Below are 19,812 nucleotides of genomic sequence, written 5' to 3' on the forward strand. Positions count from 1 at the left end.
TGAACGGGCAGGCATTTTTCATTCCGGCAGACGCCGGAATGAAATCTTATTCACGCCACAAAATATGGCACAGCTTGTGATCTTTCTCGCGGCACAGCAGGACGCGGGCGAAGATATCGTTGATTTCGCCGCCGTCGGTGTCAGCCAGGCCAATCACCACCTCGGCGAAGAAGTCCGGGTTGAGATCGTAATCGACGTGCTCTTGCCAGTCTTCTGCCGGATCAAAGAGTTCGGCACCGCCGCGCTCTTCAAACTGCAGGTTAAACAGAATGACATCCGCCGGGTCGAGGTTGTCGACCGCCAGCTCGAGAAAGATATCGTAAGCCTGCTCAAGCGTTTCATCTTCGGTCAGGCGATTGTTTAAATCCATATCCATGATTGCTACCCGTTTAACATCTGATTGGCACGTTTTACAGCAACGGACTGAAGAAGTAAAACAGTCGCTCCGCTATCCGCTGCCAGAGCGGACGTTTTAACCATAAGCGGGCGTCGAGCAGGCGCGAGCGGGAAATATAATCATCCTGTACCGCCGCCAGATCGCCGCCAAAACCGGCGTCATCAATAACCAGCGTAATTTCGAAATTGAGCCACAGGCTGCGCATATCGAGATTGACGGTACCCACCAGGCTCAGCTCGCCGTCGACCAGCACGCTTTTGGTGTGCAGCAGCCCGCCTTCAAACTGATAAATTTTCACCCCGGCTGCCAGCAGCTCGGTGAAGAAGGCCCGGCTGGCCCAGCCGACGAGCAGCGAGTCATTCTTGCGCGGCAAAATGATGCTGACGTCAACACCGCGCTGGGCGGCGGTGCAGATTGCGTGCAGCAAATCGTCGCTTGGCACGAAGTAGGGAGTGGTCATGATCAGATGTTCTTTGGCGGAATAGGCGGCGGTCAGCAGCGCCTGGTGAATCAAGTCTTCCGGGAAGCCTGGGCCAGAGGCGATGGTATGGATGGTGTGTCCGCTGGCCTCCTCAAACGGCATAATATTGAGATCCGGCGGCGGCGGCAGGATCCGTTTACCGGTTTCGATTTCCCAGTCACAGGAGTAAACGATGCCCATCGCCGTAGCGACCGGGCCTTCCATACGCGCCATCAGATCGATCCACTGGCCGACGCCGGAATCCTGCTTAAAGAAGCGCGGGTCGACCATATTCATACTGCCGGTGTAGGCAATATAGTTATCAATCATCACCATTTTACGGTGCTGGCGCAGATCCATCCGGCGTAAAAACACGCGCATCAAATTAACCTTCAGCGCTTCGACCACCTCGATGCCGGCGTTGCGCATCATCGCTGCCCACGGGCTGCGGAAGAAGGCGACGCTGCCGGCGGAGTCCAGCATTAAGCGGCAGTGCACGCCGCGCCGGGCGGCGGCCATTAGCGATTCTGCGACCTTATCGGCCATCCCTCCGGGCTGCCAGATATAAAACACCATCTCGATATTGTGGCGAGCCAGCTGAATATCGCGAATCAGCGCCTGCATCACGTCGTCTGACTCGGTCAGCAGCTGCAGCTGATTGCCCTTGACGCCGGCGATCCCCTGGCGACGTTCGCAGAGCTGAAACAGCGATTCGGCGACCGGACTATTCTCGTTGGCAAAAATATGCTTGCAGGCCTTGAGATCGTTGAGCCACTTCGCGGTTGAGGGCCACATTGCCCGCGCCCGTTCGGCCCGGCGCTTGCCGAGATGGAGTTCACCAAACGAGAGGTAGGCGATAATTCCGACCAGAGGAAGAATATAAATAACCAGCAACCACGCCATTGCTGAAGGGACGGCGCGCCGTTTCATCAATATGCGTAATGTTACACCGGCGATCAGTAACCAGTAACCGAGGATGACTAGCCAGTTCACCACCGTGTAAAAGGTTGTCATAGATGAAAAATCCTTTTGAATAACTCTATTTTATGAGTTTACGCATCAACATCCATCTGGCAAATAAAAACGCAGCGAAAGCGTTGGTCAGCCGGATTCATAGGCCTATAATGCAGGCTGTTTTTCACTTGTAGAGTAGTAGCAATGAAGCGTAGTAGAACGGAAGTAGGGCGCTGGCGCATGCTAAGACAGGTGAGTCGCCGTAAATCGCGCTGGCTGGAAGCCCAATCGCGTCGCAATATGCGCATCCTTGCCATCCGCAAGGAGCTGGTGAAACGACAGCGTCATTCCCTGTTGTTCGTCTTCACTGAGTACTGAAATAAAAGGCACCGCATGCGGTGCCTCTGTGTTTTTGTCGGCGGCTGGCCCTAAAATACCTTTTTGTAGGGCTTCACCGCGACGTTCTGGTAAACCCCGGCGGCAATATAAGGGTCGTCGTTCGCCCATGACTGCGCCGCTTCCAGTGATTCAAACTCGGCGATAACCGTTGAACCGGTGAAGCCCGCAGCGCCAGGTTCGTTGCTGTCGACGGCAGGCATTGGCCCGGCGGTCAGCAGGCGACCTTCATCATGCAACAGTTGTAAACGCGCCAGGTGGGCGGGACGGACCGACGACCGCTTTTCCAGAGAATCGGCGATGTCTTCAGCGTAAATTACGTAAAGCACGGCAAGGCTCCTTATCAATAAATAGGCGAATCACGTTAAGTGAATCCGGCGTTGACTGCAATGCAAAGATGCTCAACGGGTTAAAATGCCCGATGCCGGGCTTTTTTTTAACGGAAAGGAGGCAAATTTTGATACAAGGTAACAAGGCTTATTGAATATGATTGCTATTTGCATTTAAAATCGGGGCATCATTTTTCAACTGAAACGACTATGAGCGCAATGACCATTGATTTACCTCGCCGCTTTCCGTGGCCGACGCTGCTGTCCGTGACTATCCACGGTGCCGTTGTGGCGGGGTTGCTTTATACCTCGGTACATCAGGTTATTGAACGGCCATCTCCTTCTCAACCGATTGAGATAACCATGGTGGCTCCTGCGGATCTCGAGCCTCCTCAGGCGGCACAGCCGGTGGTTGAACCGGTTGTTGAACCGGAGCCAGAACCAGAAATCGTGCCTGAGCCGCCGAAAGAAGCGCCGGTTGTTATTCACAAGCCTGAGCCGAAACCCAAGCCAAAGCCGAAGCCAAAACCCAAGCCGGAGAAAAAGGTCGAGCAGCCGAAGCGTGAGGTTAAGCCTGCGGAAACGCGTCCGGCATCGCCGTTTGAAAATACCAACACTGCGCCAGCGCGTACGCCGCCATCCACTTCCACGGCCGCCGCGAAGCCAACGGTTACCGAGTCAAGCGGCCCGCGGGCGCTCAGCCGCAACCAGCCGGTCTACCCGACTCGCGCCCAGGCGCTGCGTATTGAAGGCGTGGTGCGCGTGAAGTTTGACGTCACCCCGGACGGCCGTCTGGACAACGTCGTGATCCTTTCCGCGCAGCCGGCCAATATGTTTGAGCGTGAAGTGAAAAACGCCATGCGTAAGTGGCGCTACGAGCCCGGCAAACCGGGTACCGGCGTGACGATGACCATTAAGTTCCGTTTTAAAGGCGTTGAGATCAACTAACCGCCGTCAATAAGGCCCCTTACGGGGCCTGCTCTGCGAAGACATCGTCGAGCGCTTTTTGCGCCGTCACAAGGTGCTGGCCACCGAACAAGATCGCCCGGTTGAATAGCGTATAGAGTTGATAAATGGGCTGACGATCGAGGAACCCGGACGGCAAAGGCGAGACCGACTGATAGCCGTCGTATATTTGCGGCGGCTGCTCAGGATGCAGCGGCAGCATGGCGAGGTCGCATTCCCTGTCTCCCCAGTAGCAGGCCGGGTCGAAAATATAGGGTCCGTTCGGCCCCAGCGCGCAGTTGCCGGACCAGAGGTCGCCGTGCAGTAAGGAGGCCTGAGGCTGATGGTTGCTGAGGCGCTGCTGCACGTAGTCAACAATGGTATCGATATCGCCGAAGTGTAGCCCTTTTTCTGCCGCCAGCTCAAGCTGCCAGCCGATGCGCTGTTCGGCAAAGAATGTCGACCAGCGGCGTTGCCAGGCATTAGGCTGGGGAGTCGTGGAAAGGTCATTATCAAAATCGAGCCCAAACTGCGGCTGATCGCTCCACTGATGCAGATGCGCGATTTGCTGACCGAGCAGAAAAGCGTTGTGCGCGTCGAGCGGGCGAGGGGGCAAATACTCCATCACCATGAAGCTGTAATCGCGATCGCTGCCGACGGCAAACACCTGCGGTACCTGAACGGTTTTACTCCGCGACAGAAGCTCGAGCTGATCCGCCTCGGCGGTAAAGATAGGCAATAGCTCACGTTCGTCACATTTTACGAAGTAATCCTTTCCACCGAAGCGCAGGTGCCATGCCGCGTGGATTTCTCCGCCGGGCAGTTCGTTTCGCAGTTCGATTTCAGCTGCTTCAGTATGCCACTCGCTTAACAAATTGCTGATAGCCTGCCACATGCCGTCTCTCCCCATGTTTTCCACCATTTCATAAGGTTAGCGCATAACCTCGGCGTAAAATTCGAACTGACGCACAACTGACGCTTTCCGCAGCGCCAATCGCACTTATTGAGCTTCCAGCCACTGAGAAAATGTGGTTATCGTGACTTCGGCAGGCCGCCCCAGCGCCGTTTCCGCTAATCCTGCGCTCAGGGCCTGCACCTCCTGCGCACTTTGCGGGGAAATCAGACCAAAGGTGTTGGTTCCCAGCTCGTGAGGTTTTCCCTCGTCGTCATTGAGTACCAGGGTGAAACCCGCGCGGGTAAGGTGATTGCTTAGCTCGTTTATCTCGGTAAGCGTCTCTTCGTGAAAACGGATCGTCACGACAAAGGTTTGAATTTCGGCGCTCATTTTTCACCCCGTTGTTATCCATGGAATTTTCAGCATAGACCATGCTGGACATTTGGCGACTCCCTCTGCCTGGGCAGAGGGAAAGGATTAACGATCGCATAAGTAGGAGTAGATTTTATGCGTGTTCTCCTGCGAGCAGAGCCGGGTGCCCTGATTGACGGTAGCGGCGCTGCCTGCGGCGACGCCAAAGCGCACCATATCTTCAAGACCGGCATTTTCGGCAAGGCGCAGGGTCATCGCGCCTACCATGCTGTCGCCTGCGCCGACGGTGCTTTGGCTCTTCATCGGCGGGGGGACAACCTGCACGCTGCCGCTGCTATCGACGCCAAGCGCGCCCTGCGGGCCAAGGGAGACGACAACCCTTCGGGCCTTGCCCGAGCGAATCAGCTCCTGCGCCGCTTGTCGAACATCGTTCGGCTGGCTCAGGTCGCGCTGGACGAGCGCGCTCAGCTCTTTCTGGTTAGGTTTAACAAGCTCAATGTTGCCCACCTCAAGCGCGGCCGCGAGCGCCTCTCCTGAGCTGTCGATAATGCAGCGAAGCTGGTGCTGCTGCGCGCTTTTTACCAGCTGGGTCAGGTTTTCAATGTCGATCCCCGGCGGCAGGCTGCCGCTGATCACCAGCAGAGAGCCGGGCTCAATGGCCAGCACCTTTTCTTCGAGACGGCGGAACTCCTGCTGGGTTAACGCCGCGCCGGGCATCACGAAGCGGTATTGTTCGCCGCTGGAATCAACGTGCACGTGCAAATTTTGCCGCGTCCAGTCGCCGGTCTCGACGGTTTCTACGGGGACCTGTTCATCGGCAAGCAGGGCGGTGAGATGTTCGCCGGTTGCGCCGCCGGCGGGGTAAATCGCCGTCGCCTCGCCGCCGAGAAAGGTGATCGCGCGGGCGACGTTAATGCCGCCGCCCCCGGGCTCGAAAACCGGCGCGCTGCAGCGTAGTTTACCTTCCGGATAGATTTGCGGGGTCTGGGTGGCGCTGTCGAGCGAAGGAGCCAGCGTAAGCGTATAAATTTTGGTCATCAAATTTCCTCCATGATACGAGTCAGGCTGTTCTTTTTTTAAGCATGGCACTTCTTATTGCGAAGGGAAAGCATACGAGGCGGGGATTTGTCGGGAAGAAGACATGTTCATTATAAAATAAAGATAGTTCTGAGGGCGGTCTTATTCAAAAAATGAAAGAGTAATTGATTGCTATGTTAATCGTGCTTTTTTATAATTTATCGCCTTTCATTGGACCAGCAGCAGCGATCCTCGCGAAAGTTTCCGGGACCATCTGGGTCTCTCTTTTTGTTGTACGGACTCTAAATTAAATGAAGCTTTTGAAGACAGTACCCGCAGCGGCTATGCTGGCGGGGGGGCTATTTGCGTCTGCGTGCGCAATGGCCGACGATTCCGTTTTTACTGTTATGGATGACCCTTCCACTGCCAAAAAACCTTTCGAAGGTACTGTTAACGCCGGCTATCTGGCGCAGTCCGGAAATACGAAAAGTTCCTCAATGACCGCGGATTCTACGCTGACCTGGTATGGCGATACGACCGCATGGTCGCTGTGGGGTAATGCCAGCAACACCTCGTCCAACGATCAGCGCTCTTCGGAGAAATACGCGGTCGGCGGCCGTAGCCGTTATAACATGACCGACAGCAACTACCTGTTCGGCCAGGCCAGCTGGCTTACTGACCGCTATAACGGCTACCAGCAGCGCGATGTGCTGACCGCCGGTTACGGTCGTCAGATTCTCAACGGGCCGGTGCACAGCCTGCGTTTTGAATTTGGTCCTGGCGTGCGCTATGACGAATATACCGATGGCGATAATGAGACCCAGCCGCTGGGTTACGCTTCAGGTACCTGGGCATGGCAGATGACTGATAACACCAAATTCACGCAAGGTGTTTCCGTGTTTGGTTCCGAAGATACCACGCTGAACTCAGAAAGCGCGCTCAACGTCGCTATCAACGCCCACTTTGCGCTGCGTGTTGCCTATAACGTGACCTGGAACTCCCAGCCGCCGTCATCGGCGCCGGAGCATACCGATCGTCGTACCACGCTGTCGCTTGGCTATAAGATGTAATATTTTCAGGCCGGATATTCCGGCCTGATTGTTTTAAATTTAGCAATAAGTGACATTATTATTTTTGGTCTTTTGTTTTGTTTTTTATAAAAAGAAAATAACCTCCATAATTTCCTCACAATTGATTATCTTGATAAATATTTAACTTTTTTGACACGAAAAGCTAAATATTCAGTCGGACATAAATGTGATCTGGATCTATACTGTCTGTCACGGGCAGAGATGATGTCTTTGCTCGAAATCCTTAAGTAAATAAGAGAATCATCACTATGAAAAATAGCAAAATCGCAACTGCGGCCGTGATGCTGTGCGCGCTCTCGTTCGGCGCCTTAGCCGCTAGCCCCGTCCCGCAGTCAGGCAGCAAGGACCATACTCAGGTAGGCATCGCGAAAGCAACCGACGTTGAAGCGGGATCTAATATTGCCCCGGGATCGCAGTCAACGGGTCAGACTATGGGCGATGCTTTTAATGTTCATAAACTTGTCGCCGGTGAATGGTCCTGATATTTCATTCGTCCGTCGGGCTGTCTCTTATATTTTGAGAAATATAAAGCCGGGTAACGATGTACCGGTTTGACAGACATATGTTTGGCTCCGCGTTTTGATTTTGTCCCCTGATGGCTACCGCACGTAAGCAATACGTCGCGGGGTTTATTTTTGTCCTTTGTTATCTAAAAAAGTCTTGCCTCGCGATTTTTGGCCTCTTCCTCCTTGTTTTATCATTAATAGCAGCCATTTAGTGGGTTGTGACTTTTATCACGCACTAATGATGTGTAAACTAAAGCCCGGTGTTATCAGCAGGCGGCCGCAGGTGGGAACGGAGTGGTTAACCTCGTGCTCATATTTTCGCAGAGTGAAGCGGGAGCTCGGTCTGAACTTGTTGATAATTATGATTATATTGTTTTGTATGTGCTCTTTCGTGCGGGGCACCACTGCAAATAAGGACATGAAATGCCTGTAATTACGCTTCCTGATGGCAGCCAACGCCATTTTGACCACGCGGTTAGCCCGCTGGACGTTGCTCTCGACATCGGCCCTGGCCTGGCGAAAGCCACCATCGCTGGCCGTGTGAACGGCGAGCTGGTTGATGCCTGCGATCCCATCGAAAACGATGCAACGCTCTCTATCATCACCGCTAAAGATGAAGACGGCCTGGAGATTATTCGTCACTCCTGCGCGCATCTGTTAGGTCATGCGATTAAGCAGCTGTGGCCGAACACCAAAATGGCTATCGGCCCGGTTATCGATAACGGCTTCTATTATGATGTTGATATCGATCGTACGCTGACCCAGGAAGACATCGACGCGCTCGAAAAACGTATGCACGAGCTTGCCGAGAAAAACTACGACGTCATCAAGAAAAAAGTCAGCTGGCATGAAGCGCGTGAAACCTTCGTGCAGCGTGGTGAGACCTATAAAGTGTCGATCCTTGATGAGAATATTGCTCATGATGACAAGCCTGGCTTGTATCATCATGAAGAGTACGTCGACATGTGCCGCGGGCCGCACGTGCCGAACATGCGTTTCTGTCATCATTTCAAACTGATGAAAACCGCTGGCGCCTACTGGCGTGGCGATAGCAACAATAAGATGCTGCAGCGTATTTATGGCACCGCGTGGGCGGATAAAAAGGCGCTCAATGCCCATCTGCTGCGTCTGGAAGAAGCGTCTAAGCGTGACCACCGTAAGATCGGCAAGCAGCTTGACCTGTATCACATGCAGGAAGAAGCGCCGGGTATGGTATTCTGGCACAACGACGGTTGGACTATCTTCCGTGAACTGGAAACGTTCGTCCGCTCTAAGCTGAAAGAGTACCAGTATCAGGAAGTTAAAGGTCCGTTTATGATGGACCGCGTGCTGTGGGAAAAAACCGGCCACTGGGACAACTACAAAGATGCGATGTTCACCACCTCTTCTGAGAACCGTGAATACTGCATCAAGCCGATGAACTGCCCAGGTCACGTGCAAATCTTTAATCAAGGCCTGAAATCCTACCGCGATCTGCCGCTGCGTATGGCGGAGTTCGGTAGCTGCCATCGTAACGAGCCGTCGGGCGCGCTGCATGGTCTGATGCGCGTTCGTGGCTTTACCCAGGATGACGCGCATATTTTCTGTACTGAAGAGCAGGTGCGTGATGAAGTTAACGCCTGTATTCGTATGGTCTACGATATGTACAGCACCTTTGGCTTCGAAAAAATCGTCGTCAAGCTCTCTACTCGTCCGGAAAAACGTATCGGAAGCGACGAGGCGTGGGATCGTGCTGAGGCGGATCTGGCAGTCGCGCTGGAAGAAAACAATATCCCATTTGAATATCAGCTGGGTGAAGGCGCGTTCTACGGTCCAAAAATTGAATTTACTTTGTATGACTGCCTCGATCGTGCATGGCAGTGCGGAACAGTACAGCTTGACTTCTCTCTGCCGCAGCGTTTAAGCGCCTCTTATGTAGGCGAAAGCAACGAGCGACAGGTACCGGTAATGATTCACCGCGCTATTCTTGGTTCTCTGGAGCGCTTTATCGGCATCCTGACCGAAGAGTTCGCCGGCTTCTTCCCAACCTGGCTTGCGCCAGTGCAGGTAGTCGTCATGAATATTACTGATTCTCAGGCCGATTACGTTAACGAATTGACGCGTAAACTACAAAATGCGGGAATTCGTGTAAAAGCGGACTTGAGAAATGAGAAGATTGGCTTTAAAATCCGCGAGCACACTTTACGTCGTGTCCCGTACATGTTGGTCTGTGGCGACAAAGAAGTCGAAGCCGGTAAAGTAGCCGTGCGTACCCGTCGCGGGAAAGACCTCGGCAGCATGGACGTAAATGAAGTGATCGAAAAGCTGCAACAAGAGATTCGCAGCCGCAGTCTTCAACAACTGGAGGAATAAGGTATTAAAGGCGGAAAACGAGTTCAAACGGCGCGTCCGAATCGTATTAATGGCGAAATTCGCGCGCAAGAAGTTCGCTTAACAGGTCTGGAAGGCGAGCAGCTTGGTATTGTGAGTCTGAGAGAAGCTCTGGAAAAAGCTGAAGAAGCCGGAGTAGACTTAGTCGAAATCAGCCCTAACGCCGAGCCGCCGGTTTGTCGTATTATGGATTACGGCAAATTCCTCTATGAAAAGAGCAAGTCTTCTAAGGAACAGAAGAAAAAACAAAAAGTTATCCAGGTTAAGGAAATCAAATTCCGACCTGGCACCGATGATGGCGACTACCAGGTAAAACTCCGCAGCCTGGTTCGCTTTCTGGAAGAGGGTGATAAAGCTAAGATCACGCTGCGTTTCCGCGGTCGTGAGATGGCTCACCAGCAGATCGGTATGGAAGTGCTTAACCGCGTCCGTGACGATCTGAGTGAACTGGCAGTTGTCGAATCCTTCCCATCGAAGATCGAAGGCCGCCAGATGATCATGGTGCTCGCTCCGAAGAAGAAACAGTAAGGCCTTCAAGTAACAATTCCTGTGGAGCCCTTGGGCTTCGCAGGGACTGTTCGCCTACGTTTCGTTTATTAACAATGCGAAGTGGAAGTTATTAAAATGCCAAAAATTAAGACCGTACGCGGTGCTGCTAAGCGCTTCAAAAAAACCGGTAAAGGTGGTTTTAAGCACAAGCACGCTAACCTGCGTCACATTCTGACCAAAAAAGCTACCAAGCGTAAACGTCACCTGCGTCCGAAAGCCATGGTTTCCAAAGGCGATCTGGGCCTGGTAATCGCGTGCCTGCCGTACGCATAAGTCGTTAACCCTTTTAACTTTTTAATTAGAATAGATACAGGAGAGCACATATGGCTCGCGTAAAACGTGGTGTAGTTGCCCGTGCACGTCACAAGAAAATTTTGAAACAAGCTAAAGGCTACTACGGTGCGCGTTCTCGCGTATACCGCGTTGCCTTCCAGGCTGTTATCAAAGCAGGTCAGTACGCTTATCGTGACCGTCGTCAGAAAAAGCGTCAGTTCCGTCAACTGTGGATTGCGCGTATCAACGCAGCAGCACGTCAGAACGGTATTTCTTACAGCAAATTCATCAACGGCCTGAAAAAAGCCTCTGTTGAAATTGACCGTAAGATCCTGGCTGATATCGCAGTATTCGACAAATTAGCGTTCACCGCTCTGGTCGAAAAAGCGAAAGCAGCTCTGGCATAAGCCAGTTGAAAGAGGGAGCTTGTCTCCCTCTTTTTGTTTCAACACTATCAATACATTGACTTTTATTGTCGTAAGCTTTTCAATACAGGTCTTACGTTCCGTGCCAGACAAGGTAATGCAAGCATGAATGCTGCTATTTTCCGCTTCTTTTTTTACTTTAGCACCTGAACTCAGGAGGCTAGCGCGTGAGAAAAGAAACGAAAAACAGCGCCAGAAAGCCTCCCACCGTGGAGGCTTTTTTCGTATATGAACTGGCTCGTTCTATTTCAAGCTGCAGGTGCGTTGCTTAACTCGCGTCACTCCGCCGGAGCCATCCGGGCTGGATGACGGATTGACCCGCTGCCTGCGACTCGAAATAGTCAGAGCAAAATAATGACCATAACCGGTGTCTGCACCGACATAATGAGGAAAACCATGTCACATCTCGCAGAGCTGGTTGCCAGTGCGAAGGCAGCCATTAATGAGGCATCAGATGTTGCCGCGCTGGACAACGTCCGCGTGGAATACCTGGGTAAAAAAGGGCATCTGACCCTTCAGATGACGACCCTGCGTGAGCTGCCGCCAGAAGAGCGCCCGGCTGCAGGCGCGGTTATCAACGAAGCCAAAGAGCAGGTCCAGCAGGCGCTAAACGCGCGTAAAGCCGATCTGGAAGGCGCGGCGCTGAATGCGCGTCTGGCCGCTGAGACGATTGATGTCTCGCTGCCGGGGCGTCGGGTCGAAAACGGCGGTCTGCATCCGGTGACCCGGACTATCGACCGCATCGAGAATTTCTTCGGTGAACTCGGCTTTACGGTAGCGACCGGTCCGGAGATTGAAGATGACTACCATAACTTCGATGCGCTGAATATTCCGGGCCATCACCCGGCACGCGCTGACCACGATACCTTCTGGTTTGACGCCACTCGCCTGCTGCGTACCCAGACTTCCGGCGTTCAGATTCGTACTATGGAACACCAGCAGCCGCCGATTCGTATTATCGCGCCTGGCCGCGTTTATCGTAACGATTACGATCAGACCCATACTCCGATGTTCCATCAGATGGAAGGCCTGATTGTTGATAAGAATATTAACTTCACCAACCTGAAAGGGACGCTGCACGACTTCCTGCGCAACTTCTTTGAAGAAGATCTGCAAATTCGTTTCCGCCCGTCCTACTTCCCGTTTACCGAACCGTCTGCTGAAGTTGACGTAATGGGTAAAAACGGCAAGTGGCTGGAAGTGCTCGGCTGCGGCATGGTGCACCCGAACGTACTGCGCAATGTCGGTATCGACCCGGAAGTCTATTCCGGCTTCGCCTTTGGTATGGGAATGGAGCGTCTGACCATGCTGCGCTATGGCGTTACCGACTTACGCGCGTTCTTCGAAAACGATCTGCGTTTCCTCAAACAGTTTAAATAAGGGCAGGACAGAACAATGAAATTCAGTGAACTGTGGTTACGCGAATGGGTTAATCCGGCGATCGACAGCGAAGCATTGGCGAATCAGATTACGATGGCCGGCCTCGAAGTTGACGGCGTTGAGCCGGTTGCCGGCAGCTTCAACGGCGTCGTGGTTGGTGAAGTCGTCGAATGCGGCCAGCACCCGAATGCCGACAAGCTGCGGGTGACCAAAATTAACGTCGGCGGCGAGCGCCTGCTGGATATCGTGTGCGGCGCTCCGAACTGCCGCCAGGGTCTGAAGGTCGCGGTCGCCACTATCGGCGCCGTACTGCCCGGCGACTTCAAAATTAAAGCGGCAAAACTGCGCGGCGAGCCTTCTGAAGGGATGCTGTGTTCGTTTTCCGAACTGGGCGTTTCCGACGATCATAGCGGAATTATCGAACTGCCGGCAGATGCGCCGATTGGTACCGATATCCGTGAATATCTGCAGTTTGACGACAACACCATCGAAATCAGCGTGACGCCGAACCGTGCCGACTGTTTAGGCATTATCGGCGTAGCCCGCGACGTAGCGGTGTTGAATAAAGAGCCGCTGAACGCGCCGGAAATTACCCCGGTCGCGGCAACGATTGCCGATACGCTGCCAATCACCGTCGAGGCGCCGGACGCGTGCCCGCGCTATTTGGGACGCGTTGTTAAAGGCATCAATGTTAAAGCGCCAACCCCGCTGTGGATGAAAGAAAAGCTGCGCCGCTGCGGCATTCGCTCCATCGACGCGGTAGTTGATGTCACCAACTACGTTCTTCTCGAGCTCGGCCAGCCGATGCACGCCTTTGACCGCGACCGCATCGAAGGCGGCATCGTGGTGCGCATGGCGAAAGAGGGCGAGACGCTGGTTCTGCTGGATGGTTCTGAAGCCAGGCTCGACGCTGACACTTTGGTTATCGCAGACCATCAGAAGGCCCTGGCGATGGGCGGCATCTTTGGCGGCGAGCACTCCGGCGTTAACGATGAAACGCAGAACGTGCTGCTGGAGTGCGCATTCTTCAGCCCGCTGTCTATCACCGGTCGCGCGCGCCGTCACGGCCTGCACACCGATGCATCCCATCGCTACGAGCGTGGGGTCGATCCGGCGCTGCAGCATAAGGCTCTGGAACGTGCCACCCGCCTGCTGATCGATATCTGCGGCGGCGAAGCCGGCCCGGTGATCGACGTGACCAACGAAGCGACCCTGCCGAAGGCGGCAACCATTACCCTGCGCCGCAGCAAGCTGGATCGCCTGATTGGGCATCACATTGATGATGCCCAGGTTAGCGATATTCTTAGCCGCCTGGGTTGTGAAGTGACCGCAGGCGAAGGCCAGTGGCAGGCCGTTGCGCCGAGCTGGCGTTTTGATATTGCGATCGAAGAAGACCTGGTTGAAGAAGTTGCCCGCGTATACGGCTATAACAACATCCCTGACGAGCCGGTCCAGGCTGGCCTGATTATGGGCAGCCATCGTGAGGCGAACCTGTCGCTTAAGCGCGTGAAAACGCTGCTCATCGATAAAGGCTATCAGGAAGTTATCACCTATAGCTTCGTTGACCCGAAAGTACAGCAGCTGATTCACCCGGGTGAAGAGGCGCTGATCCTGCCAAGCCCAATCTCCAGCGAAATGTCGGCGATGCGCCTGTCGCTGCTGACCGGCCTGCTGGGCACCGTGGTGTACAACCAGAACCGTCAGCAGAGTCGCGTGCGCATCTTCGAGAGCGGTTTGCGCTTTGTTCCTGATACCCAGGCTCCGCTGGGGATTCGTCAGGACGTGATGCTGGCTGGCGTGATTTGCGGCAATCGTTACGAAGAGCACTGGAACCTGGCAAAAGAGTCCGTCGATTTCTATGATTTAAAAGGCGATCTGGAATCCGTTCTGGACCTGACCGGTAAATTATCCGCTATTGAATTCCGCGCAGAAGCGAACGCCGCGCTGCATCCGGGACAGTCGGCAGCGATTTATCTGAAAGGTGAACGCATTGGTTTCATTGGGGTTGTTCATCCTGAACTGGAACGTAAACTGGATCTGAACGGTCGCACTTTGGCGTTTGAGCTGGAGTGGAACAAGCTTGCAGACCGCGTGGTGCCTCAGGCGCGCGAGATTTCCCGTTTCCCGGCTAACCGTCGCGACATCGCGGTCGTCGTCGCTGAAAACGTACCCGCAGCTGATGTTTTAACCGAGTGTAAGAAAGTTGGCGTAAATCAGGTAGTTGGCGTAAACTTATTTGACGTGTACCGCGGTAAAGGCGTTGCAGAAGGCAGCAAGAGTCTTGCAATTAGCCTAATCCTTCAGGATACCAGCCGTACACTCGAAGAAGAGGAGATTGCCGCTACCGTCGCCAAATGTGTAGAGGCATTAAAAGAGCGATTCCAGGCCTCATTGAGGGATTGAACCTATGGCGCTTACAAAAGCTGAAATGTCAGAATATCTGTTTGATAAGCTTGGGCTTAGCAAGCGGGATGCCAAAGAACTGGTAGAGTTGTTTTTCGAAGAGGTTCGTCGTGCTTTGGAAAACGGAGAACAGGTAAAACTCTCCGGGTTCGGCAACTTCGATTTGCGTGATAAAAACCAGCGCCCGGGTCGTAACCCGAAAACGGGGGAAGATATTCCGATTACAGCCCGGCGTGTGGTGACCTTCAGACCCGGCCAGAAACTTAAAAGCCGTGTCGAAAACGCTTCGCCCAGAGACAAATAATCTGAACTAACTAAAAAGGCCGCTTATGCGGCCTTTTTTCTTTTCATTTTCAGGATCAGGCTGTTACGGCGGCGATCATCACTTCGACGAGAATATCCGGGCGCGCCATCTCTGCCTGGACGGCTGCTCGCGCTGGGCTGTGGCCTTCCGGCAGCCGGGCGATCCAGGCCTTGTTAAAACCGGCAAAATACCGGGGCATATTTTTAAGCCATACCTGCGCAGAAAGAATGAGCCCGCTATCGCCCGTTGGATAGCCTGCCGATATGCGCCGTGCGCCGATGTTTTGCTTTTCTCCCCGCAATACCCACCGTAAAATCAAATACATCTCTTTCTTGCATCCCGGTATCTATGCAGACTTTTGCTCAAATTCAACAGCGCCGCAGCCGGCGTTGGCTCGTTGCTCTCCTGCTGCTGCTGCTGGCGATGATCGCCGCCAGCCTCTGCGCGGGAGATCTCTGGATCCCGCCGCAGGAGTGGCTTAGCGCCAAAGGGCAGCTGTTCATCTGGCAAATTCGCCTGCCGCGCACCCTGGCGGTGCTGCTGGTGGGCGCCGCTTTAGCGCTCTCCGGGGCGATAATGCAGGCGTTGTTCGAAAACCCGCTGGCGGAGCCGGGGCTGCTTGGCGTCTCCAACGGCGCGGGGGTTGGGCTCATCGCCGCCGTCCTGCTGGGTAAAGGATTCCTGCCGGGCTGGGCGCTGGGGCTGTGCGCCATTGCCGGAGCGCTGCTCATCACCTTTATTTTGCTGCGTTTTGCCCGCCGGCATCTGTCAACCAGCCGTCTGCTGCTGGCGGGTGTTGCGCTAGGGATTATCTGCAGCGCGCTGATGACCTGGGCCGTCTATTTCTCCACCTCATTTGATTTACGTCAGCTGATGTACTGGATGATGGGCGGCTTTGGCGGCGTAGACTGGCAGCAGCTGTGGCTGATGCTGGCGCTTCTGCCGGTGCTGGCCTGGGTGGGACTACAGTCCCAGCCGCTGAATATACTGGCTCTGGGAGAGGTATCGGCTCGCCAGCTGGGTTTACCGCTCTGGCTGTGGCGTAAGCTGCTGGTGGTCGCGACCGGTTGGCTGGTTGGGGTGAGCGTGGCGCTGGCCGGGGCTATCGGCTTTATTGGCCTGGTGATCCCGCATATCCTGCGGCTATGCGGATTAAGCGATCATCGCGTTCTGCTGCCGGCCTGTATGCTTGCCGGCGCCAGCGCGCTGTTAGGCGCCGATATTATCGCCCGTCTGGCGCTGTCGGCAGCGGAACTGCCGATCGGCGTGGTCACCGCGACGCTGGGGGCGCCGGTGTTTATCTGGCTGCTGCTGAAATCCGTGCACGCGCAGTAAGCGCCGAACTTAACCGCATCGGCAGGACGTGTATCGCCTGCCGATGCGGAGATTAACCGGTATTACCACCCTTTGATGGCATCACCTTTATAAACTTCCAGCGCTTTATCGGCGACCTCTTTGGTCTGGAACGCCTCTTTCAGCTCCTGAATCTTTTTGCTGTCTTTATTATCTTCGCGAGAAACAATGGCGTTCACGTACGGCGAGTCCTGGCCTTCCATAAACAGGCCATCCCGCGCGGCGGACAGGCCAACCTGCGCCGAGAAGTTGGTGTTAATAATCGACAGGCTAACGTCAGGATCGTCCAGGGTACGAGGCAGCTGCGGGCTGTCCACTTCGACAATTTTCAAATGCTTAGGATTGTCGATAATATCCAGCGCCGTTGGCAGGTAGCCGACGCCATCTTTCAGCTTGATGAGGCCCTGCGCCTGCATCAGCAGCAGGCTGCGTCCCAGCGTCGTGGTCTCGTTGGAAATAGATACCGTTGCTCCATCAGGTAACTCGCTGATATTTTTTATTTTGCGAGAGTAGGCGGCGATAGGGAAAACGAACGTTTTGCCGACGATGGCAAATTTGTAGCCTCGCTCTTTCGACTGCGCTTCGAGGTAGGGCAGCGTCTGGAAAGCGTTAGCATCAACGTCTTTATTATTTAACGCTTCATTCGGCAGGACGTAATCATTAAAGGAGATCACCTCAACGTCGAGGTTATATTTGTCCTTCGCAACCTGCTCAACCACTTTCCAGATAGCTTCATCCGGACCCGTATTGATTGCGACTTTGACCTTATTACTATCGTCAGGGGAGCAGGCCGATAACAACACAACCGATGAGGCAATTAACACCGAACTCAACAGCTTCTTCATCTATAAAACTCTCTTAAATTAATCAGTAACGAAATGCTATTACATCCGTTTAACACTGTACACTGAATTGCACGATGCCCCTATTGAGAGGAATTCATGTCGCTGCAGAGGCACGGTACGGTATGCCCGTCAGAGGATTCAAAGTACAATGACCGCGCCTCAATCCGCTACAGTAGATAGGGATCACCTGAACCAGAAATCGCTTTTATTCACAGAGGGAAGGCTATGCAACACACTATTCTTGATACCGAAGTTACCACTATCGATGGCGAGAAAACCACGCTCAACGCCTATGCGGGCAAAGCGTTGTTAATCGTAAACGTGGCGTCAAAATGCGGCCTGACGCCGCAATATGAACAGCTGGAAGCGCTGCAGCAAGAGTTTGAGAATGACGGCTTCACGGTGCTTGGGTTCCCATGTAACCAGTTTCTTGGACAGGAGCCGGGCAGCGAGGAGGAGATCAAAACCTTCTGCAGCACCACCTATGGCGTGACCTTCCCGCTGTTCAGTAAAATTGACGTCAACGGCGAAGATCGTCATCCGCTATATCAGAAGCTGGTGGATGCCGCACCGCAGGCCGTAGCGCCGGAAGGCAGCGGTTTTTACGAGCGGATGGCAAGCAAAGGCCGCGCGCCGCTGAACGACAGCGATATTTTATGGAATTTCGAAAAGTTCCTGCTGAGCGCCGACGGCCAGACTATCCAACGCTTCTCGCCAGATATGGCGCCGAACGATCCGCTGCTGGTGGCGGCGATTAAAGGAGCTTTAGCGAAATAATGCCGTTTTTGATGCAGCTACAGGATGTAGAGGAGCCGGGGCGGCTGGCACCGTTTAGCGCCGAGGTTCGACCGGGAGAAATGATCCATATCGTCGGGCCAAACGGTGCCGGGAAGAGCACGCTGCTCATGCGCATGGCCGGCCTGACGACGGGGCCCGGGCGCATCAGTCTCAACGAACGGCCGCTAAAAATGTGGCCGGCTTCCGAGCTGGCGCGGCATCGTGCTTACCTGAACCAGCACCAGATGCCGCCCTTCGCGATGCCGGTCTGGCACTATCTGTCGCTGCATCTACAAAATAACGCGCGGAGCGATCTGCTCGGCGCGGTGGCCGAGAGGCTAGGGCTGAGCGATAAGCTTGGCCGCCAGGTCAATCAGATTTCTGGCGGCGAGTGGCAGCGCGTGCGGCTGGCGGCGGTCATTCTGCAAATCGACCCGCTGGCCAACCCTGCGGGACAGCTGCTGCTGCTCGATGAGCCGATGAACAGCCTCGACGTGGCGCAGCAGGCGGCGCTCGACGGCGTTCTGAGCGAACTGTGCGCGGCGGGGATCTCGGTGGTCATGAGCAGCCACGATCTCAATCACACGCTACGGCATGCGCAGCGGGCGTGGCTCATCTGCCGGGGAAAAACTATAGCCTGCGGCTATACCTCGGAGGTATTGACCGAAGAGAATTTAACCGCGGCCTATGCGATTTCTTTCCAGCGGGTGGCGTTTGGCGGTCATTTTATGCTCATCGCGTCACAGTAGCGCGAAGCACGCTTGCCAGTTCATTGATAAACCAGCTAAATTATTCTGACAATAAGATAAGGAACAGAGGAATCGTCTGAGATGCGTTTGTGGTTCGTTCTTTTGACGGCACTATTTCTGGCAGGCTGCAGCAGCCATCGGGCGCCGCCGCCTAATCCTCGGCTTGCGGATTCTATTACCGTCATCGCTAATCTTAACGATCAGCTGCGGAACTGGCGGGGCGCGCCGTATCGCTACGGTGGGATGACGCCGCGCGGGGTGGACTGCTCCGGCTTTGTGGTGAGGACCTTCCGCGATAAGTTTTCCATGCAGCTACCGCGTGAAACCCGCGAGCAGGCAGAGATCGGCACCCGCATCGATAAAAGCGAGCTGCTGCCTGGGGATCTGGTGTTCTTCAAGACGGGCTCCGGCGAGAGCGGTCTGCACGTAGGGATCTACGATACCGATAACCAGTTTATCCATGCTTCGACCAGCAATGGCGTTACGCGCTCATCGCTGAATAACGTGTACTGGAATAAAAAATTCTGGCAGGCACGAAGAATATAGCGCTCTGCGCGACTTGCCGGGTTCACGTCGGTCGGCTGTGAGGTGTTCCGTTCACCGGACGCTTTGCAGAACATGCGGCCTTGATGCCAGGTGACCGGGTTAAGGGGAAGATAACCGTCTTCCCCTTAACAATCCCCGCGGTCCCGCACGGAAATCGCTGCTGCGCACTACGCTCACCTCCCGGCCTGCAGCCTGCGGTCGGCTCAACTCGACCTGCTCGCCCGTTCCGGGGCTCGCTCCTGTCTCGATTCGCCTCTTGACGCCATCCCTGGCGGCCAGCCCTTGTCTTCCGGCCTTCTGTTCGCCGATTTCAGCGGGGAGCCAGGGCCCCGCTGCACGCCTTTCCGTCACTGGAGCCCATCATTGCGGTCGTGTTCGGCGGGAGCGTAGCGATGGATGAGACAAAAATCGCCTGGCTGGCAAGCGCAGGACCTTCGGCTTCCCCACTTTTATGTTGATAACCCTGCCATTCGCCC

The 19,812-nt window shown here is 54.5% G+C and carries 23 protein-coding genes, 1 pseudogene and 1 other annotated feature; of the genes and pseudogenes, 16 read left to right on the top strand and 8 right to left on the bottom strand.

What is annotated here, in order from left to right:
• Positions 1 to 46: 46 nt before the first annotated feature.
• The gene (locus QFI97_RS12940) at positions 47 to 376 is read right to left on the bottom strand and encodes an HI1450 family dsDNA-mimic protein (RefSeq protein WP_095102024.1); all 330 of its coding nucleotides are present in this window, start codon (positions 374 to 376) and stop codon (positions 47 to 49) included.
• Between the two features lie 34 nt (positions 377 to 410).
• Positions 411 to 1,871, bottom strand: coding sequence for a cardiolipin synthase (cls, locus tag QFI97_RS12945; RefSeq protein ID WP_095102025.1), 1,461 nt, complete (start codon positions 1,869 to 1,871; stop codon positions 411 to 413).
• 144 nt (positions 1,872 to 2,015) lie between these two features.
• Between cls and QFI97_RS12950 the strand changes: the two genes are divergently transcribed.
• The gene (locus tag QFI97_RS12950; protein ID WP_095102028.1) at positions 2,016 to 2,189 is read left to right on the top strand and encodes a YciY family protein; all 174 of its coding nucleotides are present in this window, start codon (positions 2,016 to 2,018) and stop codon (positions 2,187 to 2,189) included.
• Positions 2,190 to 2,239: 50 nt separating this feature from the next.
• Here QFI97_RS12950 and QFI97_RS12955 read toward each other — a convergent pair whose 3' ends face one another.
• Positions 2,240 to 2,536 (bottom strand): YciI family protein, encoded by a 297-nt coding sequence (locus QFI97_RS12955; RefSeq protein ID WP_041146062.1) that lies wholly within the window; start codon positions 2,534 to 2,536, stop codon positions 2,240 to 2,242.
• 210 nt (positions 2,537 to 2,746) lie between these two features.
• Between QFI97_RS12955 and tonB the strand changes: the two genes are divergently transcribed.
• Positions 2,747 to 3,484 carry a TonB system transport protein TonB gene (gene tonB / locus QFI97_RS12960; protein WP_346431322.1) on the top strand — a complete coding sequence of 246 codons (738 nt, stop codon included), beginning with the start codon at positions 2,747 to 2,749 and terminating at the stop codon, positions 3,482 to 3,484.
• Positions 3,485 to 3,503: 19 nt separating this feature from the next.
• On the opposite strand, the gene QFI97_RS12965 is transcribed toward tonB, so the two are convergent.
• From QFI97_RS12965 to pfkB, 3 genes are all read right to left on the bottom strand, one after another.
• Complete coding sequence (locus QFI97_RS12965) at positions 3,504 to 4,376, bottom strand: fructosamine kinase family protein (RefSeq protein ID WP_331834359.1); 873 nt, start codon at positions 4,374 to 4,376, stop codon at positions 3,504 to 3,506.
• A gap of 105 nt (positions 4,377 to 4,481) precedes the next feature.
• A complete protein-coding gene (gene ghoS / locus QFI97_RS12970; RefSeq protein WP_095102034.1) occupies positions 4,482 to 4,766 on the bottom strand; it encodes a type V toxin-antitoxin system endoribonuclease antitoxin GhoS in 285 nt (94 codons plus the stop codon).
• Positions 4,767 to 4,853: 87 nt separating this feature from the next.
• On the bottom strand, positions 4,854 to 5,786 hold the full coding sequence (gene pfkB / locus QFI97_RS12975; RefSeq protein WP_331834358.1) for a 6-phosphofructokinase II: 933 nt from the start codon (positions 5,784 to 5,786) through the stop codon (positions 4,854 to 4,856).
• A 290-nt stretch (positions 5,787 to 6,076) separates the two neighbouring features.
• Here pfkB and QFI97_RS12980 point away from each other — a divergent pair, with 290 nt between their 5' ends.
• The 10 genes from QFI97_RS12980 (at position 6,077) to ihfA (ending at position 15,066) form a co-directional block, all read left to right on the top strand.
• Entirely contained in the window at positions 6,077 to 6,835 is a 759-nt protein-coding gene (locus QFI97_RS12980) for a DUF481 domain-containing protein (RefSeq protein ID WP_095102038.1), read from the top strand.
• Between the two features lie 269 nt (positions 6,836 to 7,104).
• The gene (locus QFI97_RS12985; RefSeq protein ID WP_095102040.1) at positions 7,105 to 7,338 is read left to right on the top strand and encodes a YdgH/BhsA/McbA family protein; all 234 of its coding nucleotides are present in this window, start codon (positions 7,105 to 7,107) and stop codon (positions 7,336 to 7,338) included.
• Between the two features lie 447 nt (positions 7,339 to 7,785).
• Positions 7,786 to 9,714, top strand: coding sequence for a threonine--tRNA ligase (thrS, locus tag QFI97_RS12990; RefSeq protein WP_346431324.1), 1,929 nt, complete (start codon positions 7,786 to 7,788; stop codon positions 9,712 to 9,714).
• Positions 9,715 to 9,717: 3 nt separating this feature from the next.
• A complete protein-coding gene (gene infC, locus QFI97_RS12995) occupies positions 9,718 to 10,260 on the top strand; it encodes a translation initiation factor IF-3 (RefSeq protein ID WP_049267827.1) in 543 nt (180 codons plus the stop codon).
• 96 nt (positions 10,261 to 10,356) lie between these two features.
• Positions 10,357 to 10,554, top strand: a complete 198-nt coding sequence (gene rpmI, locus QFI97_RS13000; protein WP_001124225.1) for a 50S ribosomal protein L35 — start codon at positions 10,357 to 10,359, stop codon at positions 10,552 to 10,554.
• A gap of 50 nt (positions 10,555 to 10,604) precedes the next feature.
• On the top strand, positions 10,605 to 10,961 hold the full coding sequence (rplT, locus tag QFI97_RS13005) for a 50S ribosomal protein L20 (RefSeq protein WP_004102963.1): 357 nt from the start codon (positions 10,605 to 10,607) through the stop codon (positions 10,959 to 10,961).
• Positions 10,962 to 11,079: 118 nt separating this feature from the next.
• Positions 11,080 to 11,205: a sequence feature (Phe leader region), on the top strand.
• The gene (pheM, locus tag QFI97_RS13010; RefSeq protein WP_001386830.1) at positions 11,085 to 11,129 is read left to right on the top strand and encodes a pheST operon leader peptide PheM; all 45 of its coding nucleotides are present in this window, start codon (positions 11,085 to 11,087) and stop codon (positions 11,127 to 11,129) included. It overlaps the preceding feature by 45 nt.
• Positions 11,206 to 11,375: 170 nt before the next feature.
• Positions 11,376 to 12,359 (top strand): phenylalanine--tRNA ligase subunit alpha, encoded by a 984-nt coding sequence (pheS, locus tag QFI97_RS13015; protein WP_041146054.1) that lies wholly within the window; start codon positions 11,376 to 11,378, stop codon positions 12,357 to 12,359.
• A gap of 15 nt (positions 12,360 to 12,374) precedes the next feature.
• Complete coding sequence (gene pheT / locus QFI97_RS13020; protein WP_095102044.1) at positions 12,375 to 14,762, top strand: phenylalanine--tRNA ligase subunit beta; 2,388 nt, start codon at positions 12,375 to 12,377, stop codon at positions 14,760 to 14,762.
• Between the two features lie 4 nt (positions 14,763 to 14,766).
• Positions 14,767 to 15,066 (top strand): integration host factor subunit alpha, encoded by a 300-nt coding sequence (gene ihfA / locus QFI97_RS13025; RefSeq protein ID WP_004102960.1) that lies wholly within the window; start codon positions 14,767 to 14,769, stop codon positions 15,064 to 15,066.
• 55 nt (positions 15,067 to 15,121) lie between these two features.
• Here ihfA and QFI97_RS13030 read toward each other — a convergent pair.
• A pseudogene (locus QFI97_RS13030) lies at positions 15,122 to 15,352 on the bottom strand (Rid family hydrolase); the annotation flags it as partial.
• Positions 15,353 to 15,414: 62 nt separating this feature from the next.
• Between QFI97_RS13030 and btuC the strand changes: the two are divergent.
• Positions 15,415 to 16,401, top strand: coding sequence for a vitamin B12 ABC transporter permease BtuC (gene btuC, locus QFI97_RS13035; RefSeq protein ID WP_095102048.1), 987 nt, complete (start codon positions 15,415 to 15,417; stop codon positions 16,399 to 16,401).
• A gap of 62 nt (positions 16,402 to 16,463) precedes the next feature.
• On the opposite strand, the gene QFI97_RS13040 is transcribed toward btuC, so the two are convergent.
• Positions 16,464 to 17,264, bottom strand: a complete 801-nt coding sequence (locus QFI97_RS13040) for a MetQ/NlpA family ABC transporter substrate-binding protein (RefSeq protein WP_095102050.1) — start codon at positions 17,262 to 17,264, stop codon at positions 16,464 to 16,466.
• Positions 17,265 to 17,489: 225 nt separating this feature from the next.
• Between QFI97_RS13040 and QFI97_RS13045 the strand changes: the two genes are divergently transcribed.
• The 3 genes from QFI97_RS13045 to QFI97_RS13055 all read left to right on the top strand — a co-directional run bounded on the left by QFI97_RS13045 (position 17,490) and on the right by QFI97_RS13055 (position 19,336).
• Positions 17,490 to 18,041, top strand: a complete 552-nt coding sequence (locus QFI97_RS13045; RefSeq protein ID WP_095102052.1) for a glutathione peroxidase — start codon at positions 17,490 to 17,492, stop codon at positions 18,039 to 18,041.
• Complete coding sequence (gene btuD / locus QFI97_RS13050; protein ID WP_095102054.1) at positions 18,041 to 18,790, top strand: vitamin B12 ABC transporter ATP-binding protein BtuD; 750 nt, start codon at positions 18,041 to 18,043, stop codon at positions 18,788 to 18,790. The genes QFI97_RS13045 and btuD overlap by 1 nt, the downstream gene beginning before the upstream one ends.
• Before the next feature lie 81 nt (positions 18,791 to 18,871).
• Positions 18,872 to 19,336, top strand: coding sequence for an NlpC/P60 family protein (locus QFI97_RS13055; protein WP_095102056.1), 465 nt, complete (start codon positions 18,872 to 18,874; stop codon positions 19,334 to 19,336).
• Positions 19,337 to 19,812: the final 476 nt, after the last annotated feature.

The organism is Klebsiella scottii, assembly GCF_036561945.1.
GTDB classification, from domain to species: Bacteria; Pseudomonadota; Gammaproteobacteria; order Enterobacterales; family Enterobacteriaceae; genus Klebsiella; species Klebsiella scottii.